This window comes from Kribbella hippodromi, assembly GCF_039531045.1.
Classification (GTDB): Bacteria; Actinomycetota; Actinomycetes; order Propionibacteriales; family Kribbellaceae; genus Kribbella; species Kribbella hippodromi.
Map to the genome: position 1 here is coordinate 1 of NZ_BAAAPH010000018.1, position 15,102 is coordinate 15,102.

Here is a 15,102-nt window from a genome sequence, read left to right on the forward strand (position 1 = left end):
CCGGCGACAACACCCCCCGGATCATGCCTACGACAGGGGCAGTAAGTCATACCGAACCCAGCGACCAGAACCCCGCACCGCGGGATCACGAAGAAGGTAACGGGTGAACCCGCGGGGCGGGAGGTTAACGCCTCAAATGGCGCGACGGCCGGCCGGCCAAGGCGCGGCAGGCCGGAATTCGGCGAAAGGGTGGCGGGCCGGGGGTTGGCCGGGGCGAGGGGTCAGATGGTTTTCAGGGCGGCGAGGAGTTTGGTGAGGGTTTCTCGGGCGTCGCCGAAGAGGAGGGTGGTTTTGGGGTCGTAGAGGAGTTCGTTTTCGATGCCGGCGAAGCCGGGGCGCATGGAGCGTTTGAGGAAGATGACTCGGTTGGCCTCGTCGGCGTTCAGGATCGGCATGCCGTAGATGGGGGCCGAGGGGGTGGTGCGGGCGGCGGGGTTGACGACGTCGTTGGCGCCGACGACGAGGACCACGTCGGTGGTTTTGAAGTCGCCGTTGATGTCGTCCATTTCGCGCAGCTGGTCGTACGGGACCTGGGCCTCGGCGAGCAGTACGTTCATGTGGCCGGGCATCCGGCCGGCGACCGGGTGGATGGCGTAGTCGACCTTGACGCCGCGGCTGTGCAGTTCCTCGACCAGATCGCGCAGGGTGTGCTGCGCCTGGGCGACGGCGAGGCCGTACCCGGGCACGATGATCACCTTGCCGGCGTACCCGAGCAGGATCGCCACGTCCTCCGGCCCGGCCGAGATCACCGGCCGGTCGGACGCGGTGCCGGCGCCGAGCGTCGATCCGCCGCGTACCGCGCCGAACAGGATGTTGAAGACCGACCGCCCCATCGCGTTCGCCATCAGCTTGGTCAGCAGCGAACCGGCCGCGCCGACCAGTGTTCCGGCGACGAGCAGCAACGTGTTGCCGAGTACGTACCCGCCGGCCGCGACGGTCAGGCCGGTGAACGCGTTCAGCAACGAGATCACGATCGGTACGTCCGCGCCGCCGACCGGCAGTACGAGCATGACGCCGATCGCGAGCCCCAGCAGGCAGAGCAGGATGCCCACCCAGACCCGCGGGTCCGAAACCAGCCAGCCCGCGAGTGCCAACCCGCCCAGCAGCGAAGCAATGAAGATCACCGGCAGCCCGGGGAACGTCACCGGCCGGGTCGTCATCAGCTCCTGCAGTTTCGCGAACGTGACGACGGAGCCGGAGAAGCTGATCGCCCCGACCAGGATCGTGAACGCCGACGCGATCGCGGCCACGGTCGCGTCCGAGCTGACCTCGTCCAGCTCCAGCAGCGCGACCAGCGCGGCCGCGCCACCGCCGACACCGTTGAACAAGGCAACGAGCTGCGGCATCTGCGTCATCTGCACCCGGCGCGAACCGATCACGCCGCCGACGGTGCCGATCGCCAGCGCGATCAGGATCGCGGCCAGGTGCTGTGGCTTGTACGCGGCGAACGTGATGATCACGGCCAGCACCGCGCCGGCGGCACCGATCAGGTTCCCGGTCCGGGCGCTCCGCGGTGACGACAACGCCTTCAGCGCGACGATGAAACAGACCGCGGAAACCAGATAGCCGATCTGGGCCCAGGTGGGGATCACTTCCGCAACTCCTTCTGACGAGCCCCCGGACCTTTGAACATCTCCAGCATCCGGTCGGTGACGACGAAGCCGCCGACCATGTTCACGGTTGCGAGCACGACCGCGATCAGGCCGACGACCACCACGATCGCGGACTCGGCGGCGCCGGTGACGATGATCGCGCCGACCAGGATGACACCGTGGATCGCGTTCGCGCCGGACATCAGCGGGGTGTGCAGGGTCGAGGAGACCTTGCTGATCACCTCGACGCCGACGAAGGCCGCGAGCACGAAGATCGTCAGCAGGGCTATGGACTCGCTCATGCCGAGGGTCCTTCCAGGAGGGCACGGGTCGGCTCGTGCAGGACGCTGCCGTCGTGGGTGACGCAGCAGCCGCGGACGATCTCGTCGTCGAAGTCGGGGTCGAAGGCGGCGTTCCGGGTCATCAGCCGGATCAGGTTCGCGATGTTCTGGCCGTACAGCCGGGACGCCGGGCCGGCCATCTGGGACGGTACGTTCGCGCCGCCCCAGACCAGTGCGTCGCCGATGGTCAGCTCCGTACCGGCGACCGATCCTTCGACGTTGCCGCCCTGTTCGGACGCGAGGTCGACGACGACGGAGCCGGGTTTCATCTGCTCGACCATCGACCGCGAGACCAGCATCGGCGCGGTCCGGCCGGGTACGGCGGCGGTGGTGATCAAGGCGTCAGCGGCAGCCACGTACGGAGCGAGGAGGTCCCGCTGGAGTTGTGCACGCTCCGGTGTCATCTCCCGCGCGTATCCACCGGCACCGTCGAGGGTCCCGAGTTCGAGCTCGATCGGGATCGCGCCCATCGAGGCGATCTCCTCGGCGGCGGCGGTGCGCACGTCGTACGCCTTCACCACTGCGCCGAGGCGTTTCGCGGTGGCGATCGCCTGCAGGCCGGCGACGCCCGCGCCGAGGACCAGGACCTGGGCCGGCGGGACCGTACCGGCCGCGGTCATGTTCAGCGGGAAGAACCGGGGCAGCCGTTCGGCGGCGACGATCGCGGCCCGGTACCCGGCGACCAGCGCCTGGGAGGACAGCGCGTCCATCGACTGGGCCCGGGAGATCCGCGGGATCAGCTCCATCGCGAAGACGGTCAGCTTGGCCCGGGTCGCGGTCCGCACCACGTCCGGCGGGTTGGTCGGCAGGAACGACATCAGCGCCGTACCCGCGTGCAACCGCTGCAGGCGTTCGCGTTCCAGCGGTTGCACCGAGGCGACGATGGTGGCCGCGTGGTCAGCACCCCAAGCGACCTCGGCGCCGGCTTCGCGGTACTGGTCGTCGGAGAACAGCGCGCGTTCACCGGCGGCCGGCTCGACCGCGACCTCGTACCCGAGCTCGATCAGTTTCGCGACTTGTTCCGGCACCAGCGCGACCCGGCGCTCGGCCGGTCTGGTCTCCCGTACGACTGCGATCTTCACTCGCCGAAACCTATGCCAAACACTGGGTCGCCGGAAAGCCCGTTCACTCTTGGTTTGCCAGGTTGTGAAGGAGAAGGGCTTCGGCGAGGCAAACCTTGCGGAATTCGGCGAGGTGCAGGCCCTCGTCGATTCCGTGCGCGCGGGTGTCCGGGTCCTCGACGCCGGTGACCAGGATCGCGGCCTTCGGGAAGGCCTGCTGGAACTCGGCGATGAACGGGATCGAGCCGCCCATCCCCATGTCCACCGGCTCGACGCCCCAGGCTTCCTGGAACGCGGACCGGGCCGCTTCGTACCCGCCGCCGCGCGCGTTCACGCTGCACGGCTGACCGGTCTGGCCCTCCGTCACCGTGACCTTCGCGCCCCACGGGGCGCGCTCCTCCAGGTGCAGCTTGAGGGCGGCGCTGGCCTTCACCGCGTCGTCACCGGGGGCGACCCGCAGGCTGACCTTGGCCCGCGCGACCGGCACCAGCGTGTTGCTGGCCTCGGCGACCGACGGCGCGTCGATGCCGACGACCGCGATCGCCGGCCGCGTCCACAACCGGTCGACCAGCGAACCCGAGCCGGTCAGCCGGACGGAGTCCAGCACGCTCGACTCGGCCCGCAGCCGGTCCTCCGGGTACACGACATCGGCTGCGCGGGACGCGTGCAGACCGTCGACCGCGACATCGCCCTTGTCGTCGTGCAGCGTCGCGAGCAGCCGGCACAGCGCGGACAGTGCGTCCGGGATCGGCCCGCCGAACAGTCCGGAGTGGACCGCATGGTCGAGCGTACGCACCTCCACGTACGCCTCGACCAGCCCGCGCAACGAGACCGTCAACGCGGGCGTACCGACCTCCCAGTTGCCGGAGTCCGCGATCACGATCGCATCGGCGGCGAGCTCGTCGGCGTACTCGTCGAGCAACTGCAGCAGGGTCGGCGAACCGATCTCCTCCTCACCCTCGACGAACACCGTCACGCCGACCGGAAGATCGTTGCCGAAGGCCCGTACGGCGGCCAGGTGCGCGGCGATACCGGCCTTGTCGTCGGCGGCGCCCCGCCCGTACAGCCGGTCACCGCGCTCGGTCGGCTCGAACGGCTCGGAGGTCCACTGCTCGACCGCGCCGGTCGGCTGCACGTCGTGGTGCGCGTACAGCAGCACGGTCGGCTTGCCGGCCGGGGCCGGCTTCTTCGCGATCACGGCCGGTGCGCCGTCGCCGGCCCGGACGATCTTGACCGTGAACCCCTCCGCCTCGAACAGCGCCGCGGTCGCTTCAGCGGAGCGCTGGACGTCGGCCGCGCGGGCCGGTTCGTAGCTGACCGAGGGAATCCGGATGAGGTCCTCGAGGTCGGCACGGACGCTGGGCAGGACGCGGTCGATCGCCGCGGACAGATCGGTCATGAGGCCTACGGTACGGCGTCTGTTCGCGATCCCGACGCCCGGAACACCTGGCCATGTCAATCATTGCCGTCTTACTCTGAAAATCTGGAAAGTTTTCGCCAAATACAACCGAAGAGGTCATCATGGTCAAGCGCCCCCTTGCCATCACGATCACCGTCATCGCGGCGGCCCTTACCTCCACAGCACCCGCGGACGCGGCCATCAGCTGTGACACCGCGACCACCGGCGGATCCACGTTCTACGACGGACCGTCCGCGTCGAAGAAGTACGACGCGCGGTTCAGCAACAGCGTGAGCATTCCCAATCTGAGTACGCACACCCCGCAAGGCGCTGGTACTTGGTACAACTGGGACGGCTCCGGCAAGAACCTGCTCCTGGTCGCCTCGTACCGCGCCGGTGCGGACTCGCAGATCTACGGCATCGACCCGTCGACTGGTTCGACCGTCGGGGTGGTCGCGATCGCGGAGTCACATGTCGGCGGCATCACTGTCAGCAAGGGCTGGGCGTTCGTGTCCGGTCAGGGCAACAGCATCCGGAAGTACAAGCTGACCGAGCTACGGGACGCGTTGAAGGCGGCCGGTACGCCGTACCTCGCGCAAGTCGGTACTGCACGTGACGTGAACGGAGCGTCCTTCATCGGCAGCTACGGTGACTCACTGTTCGCGGGGACGTTCAACGACACCGGACGCGGGACGATGTACGAGTACAAGATCGCCGACGACGGAACGCTGACGACCGTGGCCGGCGCCTGGGAGGTCCCCACGAAGACGCAGGGGCTGACCGTCACCGCGAACCACTTCATCTACAGCACGTCGTACGGGCGTGGGAACCGCAGCAACCTGTACGTAGTGAAGCGCGGCCAGAAGGACCTGGACGCTGCCGCACTGAGCTGCTTCCGCGCACCGAGCATGACCGAGGGCATCACCGAGTACAACGGGACGGCGTACCTGGTGTACGAGTCCGGCTCGCACCTGTACGCGTCCGACCCGGCCACGCTCAACGTCATCCCACGCATGCACAAGGCGTCCATCAGCTCGCTGACGTCGCTGGTGCCTTAGGGCTTGGTGTACTCGGCTGAGTCGAGCACCTGTTGACGGGCCTGGTTGTCACTGTCGCGGACCTGGACGCGGAGCAGCGTGTTGTTGCTGACTTTCCTGTACTGCTCGACGACACCAGGTCCGCTGCAGCTGTAGTTGAAGGTGACCACGCCCTCCGCAGCGGTCGTGGACCCTCCGGTGCAGCCGCTTGGAGGCGTGGCGCGCTCTGGCAGGTTCGAGGCGTTCACCAGCCCGAGGTACACGCCCTCTGTGCTCGGGTCGGTCTGCCAGCCCGAGGTGCTCGTGCTGACCACAAGGGACTGGCCGCTGTCGACTGCCTTCTGCCCCCAGGCCCGTGGGACCTCTACCGAGAACCCCTTGTCCTCCACCTTCACCGGACGAGTCAGGACGTACTGGTAGCCGCCGTAGCCTCCGCCGGCTGCTAGTAGCACTGCCGCGGTGGTTGCGATGACCGCTGTACGCCGCCGCTTCGGACGCGCTGCGACCGTCAGCTGGTTCGAGCTCGCCAGTGCGGTCGCCTGGTCGACCGGTCCGGTCGTGGCGGCCGCAGGCATCTCCGCAGCTGGTACCAGGCCCGGCGGGACCTTGCCGGTGGTGTGCGCCTCGCGTAGCGCGTTGAGGAAGCTGTCCAGGTCCGGCCAGCGCTTGTCCCGGTCCGGCTCCAGTGCGCGCCGTACGACCACGTCGATCGCGTCCGGTACGTCCTCGCGCAGCGTGGTCATCGACGGCGGCGGTGCGTCGATCTGCATCACCGCACCGAGGCTGGCGACACCGTGCGGGGTCTGACCGGTGAACGCGGCGTACGCGACCGCTCCGAGCGAGTAGAGGTCCGCGCGGTGGTCCAGCCGCTCTCCGCGCACCTGCTCCGGCGCTACGTACGCCGGTGTGCCGCCGGGCATCGTGATCCGGGACACCTCGGCCAGGGACTTGCCCAGACCCAGATCGGACAGCATCGCCCGGTCACCGGCCGGATCGGTGCGGAACAGTACGTTGGCGGGCTTCACGTCCCGGTGCAGGACGCCGCGGGCGTGCAGGTGCTTCAGGCCGCGGCCGACCTGGGTGATGATCCGGACCGCCTCGGCGAACTCCAGCTGGCCGGCCTTGATCCGGTCCGCCAGGGTGCCACCGTCGGCGTACGTGAGCACCATGAACGGGCGGCCGTCGTCCGCCTCGCCGATGTCGTGTACGCCCACCACGTACAGCGAGTCGACCTTTCGCAGGAACCGCCCTTCGGCCAGGAACCGGCGCCGGACGTCCTCGTCCTCGACCCAGTTCTCGGACAGGATCTTGACCGCGACCTCGGCGTCCAGCTGCTCGTCCCGGGCCAGCCAGACGGTCGCGAAACCTCCGGCACCCACCCGGCGGACCAGGGAGTACCGGCCGATCCGCGGTGGCTGGTCCATGGCGCAATTATGCTCGATCCGTCCTGCGACCGGTTCGCTGGACCGAACAAACCGGTGTTTCCGGACGTCACATCCCCCGACAAGCGGGATGGGAGTCCCGCCCGGCCGTGGTCCGCCGCACGACCGACCCGTGCCTGCCGACCTGTCCTGGTCGGACCGTGATCATTAGGAGATCGCCGATGCCAGCGCAGACCGGCCGCCTGGTCGCCCTCGTCGCCGCCGTCGCCGTGGCCGCCATCACCGGCGGCGGCGCCCTCGCCTACCGGCAGGGCCCGCAGACCGCCCAGGCCGACGCGGCCCCGCTCTCCACCACCGCCTCCACCGCCCAGACGCCGTCACCGACGCCGTCACCGAGCGCGAGCACCCCGGCGGCCGCGGCCAAGCGGACGCCGACCGTTCCGCCGACGTCCAAGCCTGTCGCCACCGGCCCGGTCAAGACCGCCATCGACCTGAAGAAGCTGCCGCCTGGCCGGGCGCCGCAGGTGACGTACCTGAGCGGCCGGACCATCCGCGGCGGTGCGGGCGAGGACATCAAGGTGCCGGGTAGTACTGACATCCAGGACGTGGCCCGACTGGGCAACACGGCTCTGGCCGTGGTCAGCCAGGGTGCCGGCAACGAACTGCTGACAATCGACAGCCAGAGCACTGTGACCCGCCGTACGCCCGGGGTGACCCAGATCGTCACCACTGCTGACAGCACGGCCGCGGCGTATGTCGGTACGCAGCAGAAGTCCACGGGTGAGGCGCTGCCCGGCGCGATTGTCTACGCCGAACGGGACCAGGCGCAGGGCGTGCAGCAGGTGAAGGTGCCGGGCGTCTGGGACACGACACTGCTCAGCTACGTCGGCGGCAAGGTCTACTTCGATGCATCCATCACGCAGGGCGGTCCCAGCAGCTTGTACGAGTGGACGCCCGGCGATCCGAAGGTCACGCAGCTCAAGTCCGTCCCGCGGCCTACAGCGGTCTCCAGCGCCGGTACGGCTGGTTCACTGACCGCTCAGTCCGACCAGAGCAGCTGCAGCAACCTCCTGTCCGTACGGTCGGGCAAACGCCTCTGGCGTACCTGCGACTACATCATCACCGGTTTCACTCCGGACGGCTCCACAGTGATCGCCGGACCGAAGTACCAGGACGGGTACGCCGACGGAATCACCGCGGCGCTGGATGCCAAGAACGGCGGACTGCTGCACGAGTGGTCCGGTGTGTTCCGGCAGACGATCCCTGAGGACGACCAGCACCTGCTGCTGCTCGCCGACACAGGTCAGGACAGTCCGGCCTCGATCGTCCGCTGCACCGTCAGTACGGGGGCGTGCGAGCTGGCCACTCCGCTGGCGAAGGGCCCACTACTGATCGGGTCCTGATCTGCTCTGGGCAGATGTGCCTTTGGAACAACACGTTTCGCGGCAGACTGCCGGTATGACGACTGTTGCCGTGCTGGCTGATATACACGGAGTGCTGCCCGCGCTGGAGGCTGTGCTGGCCGAGAAGGACGTCGCATCGGCGGATGTGATCGTGCTGGCCGGAGATATCGCCAGCGGGCCGCAGCCGGTGGAGACGCTGGACTTGCTGGTGTCGCTGGGCGAACGGGCGGTGTGGGTACGCGGGAACGCGGACCGGGAGCTCGTGGAGATGCGGCGCGGGACGTACACCGCGGAGCCGCCCGATGCTGTCAGTCCGTGGGCGGCCGAACAGTTGCGGCCGGACCAGGTCGAACTGCTCGCACCGCTGCCTACCACTGTGACTATCGGAGAGATGCTGTTCTGTCACGCCACCCCGCGTGACGACGAGGAGATGGTGCTGGTCGACAGCCCGATCTCCCGGTGGGCACAGGTGTTCGACGGGCTGCCCGGTGAGGTGCGGACGGTGGTCTGCGGACACACGCACATGCCGTACGCCAGACTGGTCGACCGGCGGATGGTGGTGAACGCGGGCAGTGTCGGCATGCCGTACGGCGCTCCTGGTCCGTCGTGGGCGCTGCTCAGCGAGAACGGCTTCCAGCTACGGCGCGCACCGCTTGATGCTCGTCGTGCGGCGGATCGGATCGTGAATGAGTCGACATACCCAGGGCGCGAGGAGTGGGTAGCGGAGTACCTGCTGCAGACGTACTCCGACACGGAAGTACTAGAGGTGTTCAGGCCGCGTGCGGAGAGCTGAGCCGCTACCGTCAGGGGGTGTTCGCGCGGCGACGGAAGCATTTCGGCACTCCGGCTGACAAGGCGACGTATGCGACCCTGCATACCGCCTCGTTGGCCAGCCCGTACCTGCGCGAGGGTCTGACCCCAGCAGCGGCCGGCAAGGCCAGCAAGCACCTCCGGGACCTCCTCGGTACGGCAGCGATCGCCATCTGCGACTCCACCGGCGTACTGGCCTGGGATGGAGTCGGTGGACCTTACGAGAGCAACCACCGCCGCGACGCCAAGGACCTCGCCGGACCGACGCTCCGCTCCGGGCGTACGGCAGTGCTCGGTGCACACGATGTGGCATGCGGTGATCCGCAGTGCCCGATCCGTACCGCAGTGGTCGCGCCAATCGTTACGGAAGAGCGGGTCGTGGCGGTGCTACTCGCGTACAGCAACAACACCTCGGCCGCGCTGGTCCGAGCGACGGAGGAGGTGGCCCGGTGGGTGTCCGGCCAGGTGGAGCTGGCTGAGCTCAACAAGGAGCGTACGCGCGCCATGGAGGCCGAGCTGCGTGCACTACGCGCGCAGATCAGTCCGCACTTCATCTACAACGCACTGGCTGCCATAGCGTCGTTCGTCCGTACTGATCCGGAGCGGGCGCGTGAACTGCTGCTGGAGTTCGCCGACTTCTCCCGGTACGCGCTGCGGCGGGGCGGGGAGTACACCACCTTGGCGGATGAGCTGCGCAACGTGGAACGGTACCTGGTCCTGGAGCAGGCGCGGTTCGGTGACCGGTTGAAGGTGTCGCTGCTGATTGCTCCTGAGGTACTACCGGTGGTCATCCCGTTCCTGGTGGTGCAGCCGCTGGTGGAGAACGCCGTACGCCACGGGCTGGAAGGTACTACCGGCGTCGGCAACATCACCATCCGCGCCCGGGACCGGATCAACGAGGCAGAGATCAGTGTGGAGGACGACGGCGCGGGGAGCGATCCAGAGGTGATCCGCGCCGCCCTGTCCGGTGAGTCCGGCAGCGACTCGGTCGGCCTCGGCAACGTCGACGCGCGATTGCGTCAAGTGTACGGCGACGCGTACGGGCTGATCGTGGAGACAGCGGTGGATGCCGGTACGAAGGTGACGTTCCGCATCCCGAAGTACTCCTCGGGTGTGCACGCGTCTCCCTGACCGCACCAGCTACGGCAGCTGCTGGAACGTCTTGTTTCGTTGACGGTTCCGGCGGGGCGGACTAGCGTCGGCAGCATCCCCCGATGACATCGACCGGGGCAGGCGACGACCGGATCGCCTTCTCTCCCAGTGGCGATCGCGGCCCGCGACAGCGCACGTCTCCACCTCGTGCGGTGGAGAATCCTGGAGAGGAGCATCGCTCGTGCCGGGAAACAGGGCAGTCATCTACAAGGGTCCGGGCTCGGTGGCGGTCGAGACGATCGACTACCCGACCCTCGAACTCAAGGACGGACCGGGGGTCAACCCCGCAAACGTCGGCCGGCAGGTGCCGCACGGCGCGATTCTGAAGGTGGTGGCGACGAACATCTGCGGCAGCGACCAGCACATGGTCCGCGGCCGCACCACGGCGCCGCCGGGGCTCGCGCTCGGCCACGAGATCACCGGCGAGGTGGTGGAGGTCGGCCGGGACGTCGAGTTCATCAAGGTCGGCGACCTGGTGTCGGTGCCGTTCAACATCGCCTGCGGGCGGTGCGTCAACTGCAAGGAGGGCAAGACCGGGGTCTGCCTGAACGTGAACCCGGACCGGCCGGGCTCGGCGTACGGGTACGTCGACATGGGCGGCTGGGTCGGCGGCCAGGCGGAGTACGCGCTGGTGCCGTACGCGGACTGGAACCTGCTGCGGTTCCCGGACAAGGCACAGGCACTGGAGAAGATCCGTGACCTGGCGATGCTGGCGGACATCTTCCCGACTGGGTACCACGGCGCCGTGACGGCCGGCGTGAGCACCGGATCGACGGTGTACGTCGCGGGTGCCGGGCCGGTCGGGCTGGCCGCGGCGACCGCGGCGTTCCTGCTCGGCGCGGCCGTCGTGATGGTGGCGGACCTGCAGAAGGACCGGCTCGAGCAGGCGCGCAGTTTCGGCTGCGAGCCGATCGACGTGTCCCAGGGTGACCCCAAGGACCAGATCGAGCAGATCCTCGGTGAACCCGAGGTCGACTGCGCGATCGACGCGGTCGGCTTCGAGGCGCACGGCCACGGCAGCGACGCCCAGGCCGAGCGGCCGGCGACCGTGCTGAACACGGTCATGGACGTGACCCAGGCCGGTGGCGCGGTCGGCATCCCGGGGCTCTACGTGACCGGCGACCCGGGCGCGGGTGACGAGGCGGCGAAGACCGGTTCGCTGTCGATCCGGCTCGGTCTCGGCTGGGCCAAGTCGCTGTCGTTCACGACCGGGCAGTGCCCGGTGATGCGGTACAACCGGCAGTTGATGCAGGCGATCCTGCACGACCGGACACAGATCGCGAAGAACGTGAACGCCACCGTCATCTCACTCGATCAGGCGCCCACCGGGTACGCCGAGTTCGATCACGGAGCGGCCCGCAAGTACATCCTCGATCCGCACGGACTGATCAGGTAACCGGCGACGCGGCGGGCGCGGGTGGTACCTGCTCCCGCCGCGGACCGGGAGCACGTATGACCAGTGACGGGCGGCTGGACCTGGAGTTCGCGTACACGAGCAACGCCGACTCCTGCAAGGACCTGTACTCGCCGTACTACTACTGCCGGCGTCCACGGGGACACGACGGTGTGCACGCGGCCGGGTACGGATCGCACCGGCTGCGCTGGGAGCACCAGCCCGACTTGCCACCCCGGATGCGGTCGTAAGCGGGCGGTCCGGCCGCTACTGTTCGCACTATGGCCGATACTCCCCTGCGTGCGCTGGTCGCCGACGACGAGGAGCCGGCGCTGGCCGAGCTGGTCTATCTGCTCGGCCAGGACCACCGGATCGGCGAGATCCGGACCGCGTCGAACGGCCCGGACGCGCTGAAGCTGCTGCAGGCCACCGACCTGGACGTGGTGTTCTGCGACATCAAGATGCCTGGTCTGGACGGTATCGACCTGGCCCGGGTGCTCTCCAAGTTCGCCAGCCGGCCACAGATCGTGTTCGTCACGGCGTACGACGAGCACGCGGTGGCGGCGTTCGACCTGGAAGCTACTGACTACGTGATGAAGCCGGTCCGGCAGGAGCGACTGGCGGGAGGCCGTACGCCGTGTGGTCACGCAAGGCGCACCGACCGCGCTGCAGTCACCAGATGAGACAGAGGACGAGGTGATCCCGGTCGAGCTGGCTGGAGTCACCCGGTTTGTCCAGCGGTCCACAGTTCGGTATGTCGAGGCTCAGGGCGACTACGCCCGGCTCCACACCGGACAGAACTCACATCTGGTCCGCATCCCGCTCAGCACCCTGGAGGAGCGCTGGCGAGACGCAGGGTTCACTCGTATTCACCGGAGCACGCTGGTCGCGCTGCAGCACGTGGATGAGATGCGCGTCGACAGTGGACGCTGCGCGGTCCGGGTAGGCGACGACTGGCTTCCGGTAAGCCGCCGGCACACCCGCGAGCTGCGCGACCTCCTGGTCCGCTCTACCTCGCTGCGATGAGCAGGGCGTTGCTGCTATGAGTTGGGCCTTGCTGTGAGTACGCCGGAAGGCCCGCGGCGGGTGCGGGTCACCAGTCCGCGGACCAGTGCGGCCCGGCGGCTGCCTGTTCCGACCGGTACGCGGGAGATTGACGAGCAGACCCGGCTCGGTGAGATCTACATGCATTCGCTGGTGCAGTCGCAGCTCCGACTCACTCTCGCGGTGATAGCCGGTGTACTGGTGGTCCTCGGCAGCATCCCTCTGCTGTTCTGGCTCGTCCCACCGTCGCGGACGCTGCTAGTACTGGGCATCCCACTGCCGTGGGTGATCCTCGGCATCCTGGTGTATCCGGTGGTGTACGTCGCCGCGCGCATCTACGTACGCCAGGCAGAGCGGATCGAAACCGAGTTCACCGAGTTCGTGGGGCGGCAGTAGCAGTGTCGCCGGCGATCAGCGTGGCTGCGATCGGTCTGGTGGTCGCAGCGACCATCGGCATCGGTCTGTTCGGGTTGCGCATCTCACGCACTACCAGTGACTTCTACGTTGCCAGCCGGGCCGTCAGCCCACGCTGGAACGCGTCAGCGATCAGCGGCGAGTACCTGTCGGCCGCGTCGTTCCTTGGCGTTGCCGGACTGGTGCTGGTGAACGGCGCGGACATGCTGTGGTTCTCTGTCGGCTACACCGTCGGCTATCTGATGCTGCTGGTCTTCGTAGCGGCACCACTGCGCCGGTCCGGTGCGTACACCTTGCCTGACTTCGCTGAGACCCGGTTCGAGTCCGCTGCCGTACGCCGGATCTGTGCTGGGCTCGTAGTGGGCATCGGAACGCTCTATCTGTTGCCGCAGCTGCACGGAGCCGGGCTGGCCGTTCAGACTGTCACCGGTGCGCCACCACAGGTTGGTGCGGCAGTCGTGGCGGTCATTGTGGTGATCAACGTGGCCGCGGGTGGGATGCGGTCGATCACCTTCGTCCAGGCGTTCCAGTACTGGCTGAAGCTCACTGCGTTGGCAGCACCCATCTTCGTCATCCTGCTGGCCTGGCATCACCCCACTGGCGTACTCGACTCACTGCACGGAGCGGCCGGTGAATGGGCCGAACCACTGTCTCGTGCAGGCGGCCGCGACCACCCGCTGTACGCGACGTACTCGTTGCTGCTGGCCCTTTGTTTCGGAACGATGGGACTCCCGCACGTACTGGTGCGCTTCTACACGAACCCGGATGGCAGAGCAGCACGTCGTACTACTGTCGTGGTGCTCGCACTACTCGGGTTCTTCTACCTGTTCCCACCGATGTACGCAGTACTTGGGCGGACGTTCGCGCCGGACCTGGTGAACAACGGCGGGGACACCGTCGTACTCGAGCTGCCCGGACGGGTTTTCCCTGGTACAGCAGGTGATTTGCTCGGTGCACTGGTCGCGGCTGGTGCCTTTGCCGCGTTCCTGTCGACCTCATCCGGTTTGACTGTCGCGATCGCCGGTGTGATCGACCAGGACCTGTTGCGCAGCCGCCTGCATCGCTGGACCGGCGGTGACTATGTCGCGGTCAGTAGCTTCCGGATCGCGGCGCTGATCGCGATGGTGGTTCCGTACGTCGCGTTCACGGTGACCGGTGCGTTGAGTCTGGCTGACACGGTCGGTCTGGCCTTCGCACTGGCTGCGTCGACGTTCTGCCCGTTGCTGGTGCTGGGGATCTGGTGGCGGCGGATGTCCACTACTGGAGCTGCTGCGGGGCTGGTGGTGGGTGGGATCGCTGCTAGCGCGGCCGCACTGGTCAACGTTGCTGGTGCGCCGCAGGGTGGGTGGCCGCGGGCGCTGGTCGGGCAGCCTGCCGCGTGGACGATGCCGCTTGCGTTCCTGACCGTGATCGTGGTGTCGAAGCTGACTCCGGACCGGATTCCGGCCGGGACTGCTCGGAGCATGGTGCGACTGCATACGCCGGAGGCAGTCGACGTGGACCGCGGCTAGCACCGGCGCGGACTCGACCCTCCTGCTAGCTGGCACCGTTCGTCGTGCGGTTCCTACCGCTCGTCGCAGCGGAGTGATCCACCGAACGACTGGTCTGCCCGCTGAGCGCTCGACGCGTGCTGGTGCTGTCCGCCCGCGGTGACCCGGGACACAGTACGACCCAGCACCCCTCCGCCTGGCTTCGCCCGGCTCGATCCCCCGTCTGGAGGTCACCCGCTATGAGTGACACAAGATCAGCGGGCGATCGGAACCTGACAACGTACCGGGATGTCCAGCTCTCGCCGGACTTCTCCGAGCTGCGTCGCCGGTTCCGGCGCTTCGTGTTCCCGATGACCGCGCTGTTCCTGGTCTGGTACTTCGTCTACGTCCTGCTCGCCGACTACGCGCACGGCTTCATGTCGCACAAGGTCGGCGGCAACATCACCGTCGCCCTGCTGTTCGGGCTCGGCCAGTTCGTGTCGACGTTCGCGATCACGCTGGCGTACGTCCGCTGGGCCGACCGCCGGATCGACCCGGATGCCAAGAAGCTGCGCGAACAGATCGAGGGAGAATCGCAGTGACCG

Annotated in this window: 16 protein-coding genes; 11 read left to right on the forward strand and 5 right to left on the reverse strand. The window is 67.9% G+C overall.

Annotation, left to right across the window (positions count from 1 at the left end; all coding sequences use genetic code 11):
• Nucleotides 1-221: 221 nt before the first annotated feature.
• The 4 genes from ABD260_RS25495 to ABD260_RS25510 are packed head-to-tail and all read right to left on the reverse strand — an operon-like array spanning nt 222 to nt 4,393.
• Complete coding sequence (locus ABD260_RS25495; protein ID WP_344237128.1) at nt 222-1,592, reverse strand: NAD(P)(+) transhydrogenase (Re/Si-specific) subunit beta; 1,371 nt, start codon at nt 1,590-1,592, stop codon at nt 222-224.
• Nucleotides 1,589-1,894, reverse strand: coding sequence for an NAD(P) transhydrogenase subunit alpha part 2 (locus ABD260_RS25500; RefSeq protein WP_344237130.1), 306 nt, complete (start codon nt 1,892-1,894; stop codon nt 1,589-1,591). The genes ABD260_RS25495 and ABD260_RS25500 overlap by 4 nt, the downstream gene beginning before the upstream one ends.
• The gene (locus tag ABD260_RS25505; protein ID WP_344237132.1) at nt 1,891-3,015 is read right to left on the reverse strand and encodes an NAD(P) transhydrogenase subunit alpha; all 1,125 of its coding nucleotides are present in this window, start codon (nt 3,013-3,015) and stop codon (nt 1,891-1,893) included. Before ABD260_RS25505 ends, ABD260_RS25500 begins: the two co-directional genes overlap by 4 nt.
• 43 nt (nt 3,016-3,058) lie before the next feature.
• On the reverse strand, nt 3,059-4,393 hold the full coding sequence (locus ABD260_RS25510) for a dipeptidase (protein WP_344237134.1): 1,335 nt from the start codon (nt 4,391-4,393) through the stop codon (nt 3,059-3,061).
• A gap of 122 nt (nt 4,394-4,515) precedes the next feature.
• On the opposite strand from ABD260_RS25510, the gene ABD260_RS25515 reads away from it, so the two are divergent.
• Nucleotides 4,516-5,451 (forward strand): hypothetical protein, encoded by a 936-nt coding sequence (locus ABD260_RS25515; protein ID WP_344237136.1) that lies wholly within the window; start codon nt 4,516-4,518, stop codon nt 5,449-5,451.
• On the opposite strand, the gene ABD260_RS25520 is transcribed toward ABD260_RS25515, so the two are convergent.
• The gene (locus ABD260_RS25520) at nt 5,448-6,854 is read right to left on the reverse strand and encodes a serine/threonine-protein kinase (protein ID WP_344237138.1); all 1,407 of its coding nucleotides are present in this window, start codon (nt 6,852-6,854) and stop codon (nt 5,448-5,450) included. The two genes, ABD260_RS25515 and ABD260_RS25520, sit on opposite strands and share 4 nt — an antisense overlap.
• A 179-nt stretch (nt 6,855-7,033) precedes the next feature.
• Here ABD260_RS25520 and ABD260_RS25525 point away from each other — a divergent pair, with 179 nt between their 5' ends.
• The 10 genes from ABD260_RS25525 (at nt 7,034) to ABD260_RS25570 (ending at nt 15,099) form a co-directional block, all read left to right on the forward strand.
• Nucleotides 7,034-8,215: a hypothetical protein gene (locus ABD260_RS25525; RefSeq protein WP_344237140.1), complete on the forward strand. Its 1,182-nt coding sequence runs from the start codon at nt 7,034-7,036 to the stop codon at nt 8,213-8,215.
• 55 nt (nt 8,216-8,270) lie between these two features.
• A complete protein-coding gene (locus tag ABD260_RS25530) occupies nt 8,271-9,008 on the forward strand; it encodes a metallophosphoesterase family protein (RefSeq protein WP_344237142.1) in 738 nt (245 codons plus the stop codon).
• A gap of 17 nt (nt 9,009-9,025) precedes the next feature.
• Nucleotides 9,026-10,156: a histidine kinase gene (locus ABD260_RS25535; RefSeq protein ID WP_344237144.1), complete on the forward strand. Its 1,131-nt coding sequence runs from the start codon at nt 9,026-9,028 to the stop codon at nt 10,154-10,156.
• A 202-nt stretch (nt 10,157-10,358) separates the two neighbouring features.
• The gene (gene fdhA, locus ABD260_RS25540; protein WP_344237146.1) at nt 10,359-11,573 is read left to right on the forward strand and encodes a formaldehyde dehydrogenase, glutathione-independent; all 1,215 of its coding nucleotides are present in this window, start codon (nt 10,359-10,361) and stop codon (nt 11,571-11,573) included.
• A gap of 56 nt (nt 11,574-11,629) precedes the next feature.
• Nucleotides 11,630-11,821 carry a hypothetical protein gene (locus ABD260_RS25545; protein ID WP_344237148.1) on the forward strand — a complete coding sequence of 64 codons (192 nt, stop codon included), beginning with the start codon at nt 11,630-11,632 and terminating at the stop codon, nt 11,819-11,821.
• A 30-nt stretch (nt 11,822-11,851) separates the two neighbouring features.
• A complete protein-coding gene (locus tag ABD260_RS25550; protein ID WP_344237150.1) occupies nt 11,852-12,253 on the forward strand; it encodes a response regulator in 402 nt (133 codons plus the stop codon).
• Nucleotides 12,254-12,266: 13 nt separating this feature from the next.
• Entirely contained in the window at nt 12,267-12,596 is a 330-nt protein-coding gene (locus ABD260_RS25555) for a LytR/AlgR family response regulator transcription factor (RefSeq protein WP_344237152.1), read from the forward strand.
• Between the two features lie 33 nt (nt 12,597-12,629).
• Complete coding sequence (locus ABD260_RS25560) at nt 12,630-13,010, forward strand: hypothetical protein (protein ID WP_344237154.1); 381 nt, start codon at nt 12,630-12,632, stop codon at nt 13,008-13,010.
• Between the two features lie 2 nt (nt 13,011-13,012).
• Nucleotides 13,013-14,539, forward strand: a complete 1,527-nt coding sequence (locus tag ABD260_RS25565; RefSeq protein WP_344237156.1) for a sodium/solute symporter — start codon at nt 13,013-13,015, stop codon at nt 14,537-14,539.
• A gap of 218 nt (nt 14,540-14,757) precedes the next feature.
• Nucleotides 14,758-15,099 (forward strand): DUF485 domain-containing protein, encoded by a 342-nt coding sequence (locus ABD260_RS25570; RefSeq protein WP_344237158.1) that lies wholly within the window; start codon nt 14,758-14,760, stop codon nt 15,097-15,099.
• The last annotated feature ends 3 nt before the right edge of the window (nt 15,100-15,102 follow it).

Bases quoted from the DNA above. Each gene is read 5' to 3' on its own strand.
- ABD260_RS25520 (WP_344237138.1), bottom strand. From the start codon at position 6,854: ATGGACCAGCCACCGCGGATCGGCCGGTACTCCCTGGTCCGCCGGGTG.
- ABD260_RS25515 (WP_344237136.1), top strand. From the start codon at position 4,516: ATGGTCAAGCGCCCCCTTGCCATCACGATCACCGTCATCGCGGCGGCC.
- ABD260_RS25570 (WP_344237158.1), top strand. From the start codon at position 14,758: ATGAGTGACACAAGATCAGCGGGCGATCGGAACCTGACAACGTACCGG.
- ABD260_RS25550 (WP_344237150.1), top strand. From the start codon at position 11,852: ATGGCCGATACTCCCCTGCGTGCGCTGGTCGCCGACGACGAGGAGCCG.
- ABD260_RS25510 (WP_344237134.1), bottom strand. From the start codon at position 4,393: ATGACCGATCTGTCCGCGGCGATCGACCGCGTCCTGCCCAGCGTCCGT.
- ABD260_RS25545 (WP_344237148.1), top strand. From the start codon at position 11,630: ATGACCAGTGACGGGCGGCTGGACCTGGAGTTCGCGTACACGAGCAAC.
- ABD260_RS25525 (WP_344237140.1), top strand. From the start codon at position 7,034: ATGCCAGCGCAGACCGGCCGCCTGGTCGCCCTCGTCGCCGCCGTCGCC.
- ABD260_RS25500 (WP_344237130.1), bottom strand. From the start codon at position 1,894: ATGAGCGAGTCCATAGCCCTGCTGACGATCTTCGTGCTCGCGGCCTTC.
- ABD260_RS25530 (WP_344237142.1), top strand. From the start codon at position 8,271: ATGACGACTGTTGCCGTGCTGGCTGATATACACGGAGTGCTGCCCGCG.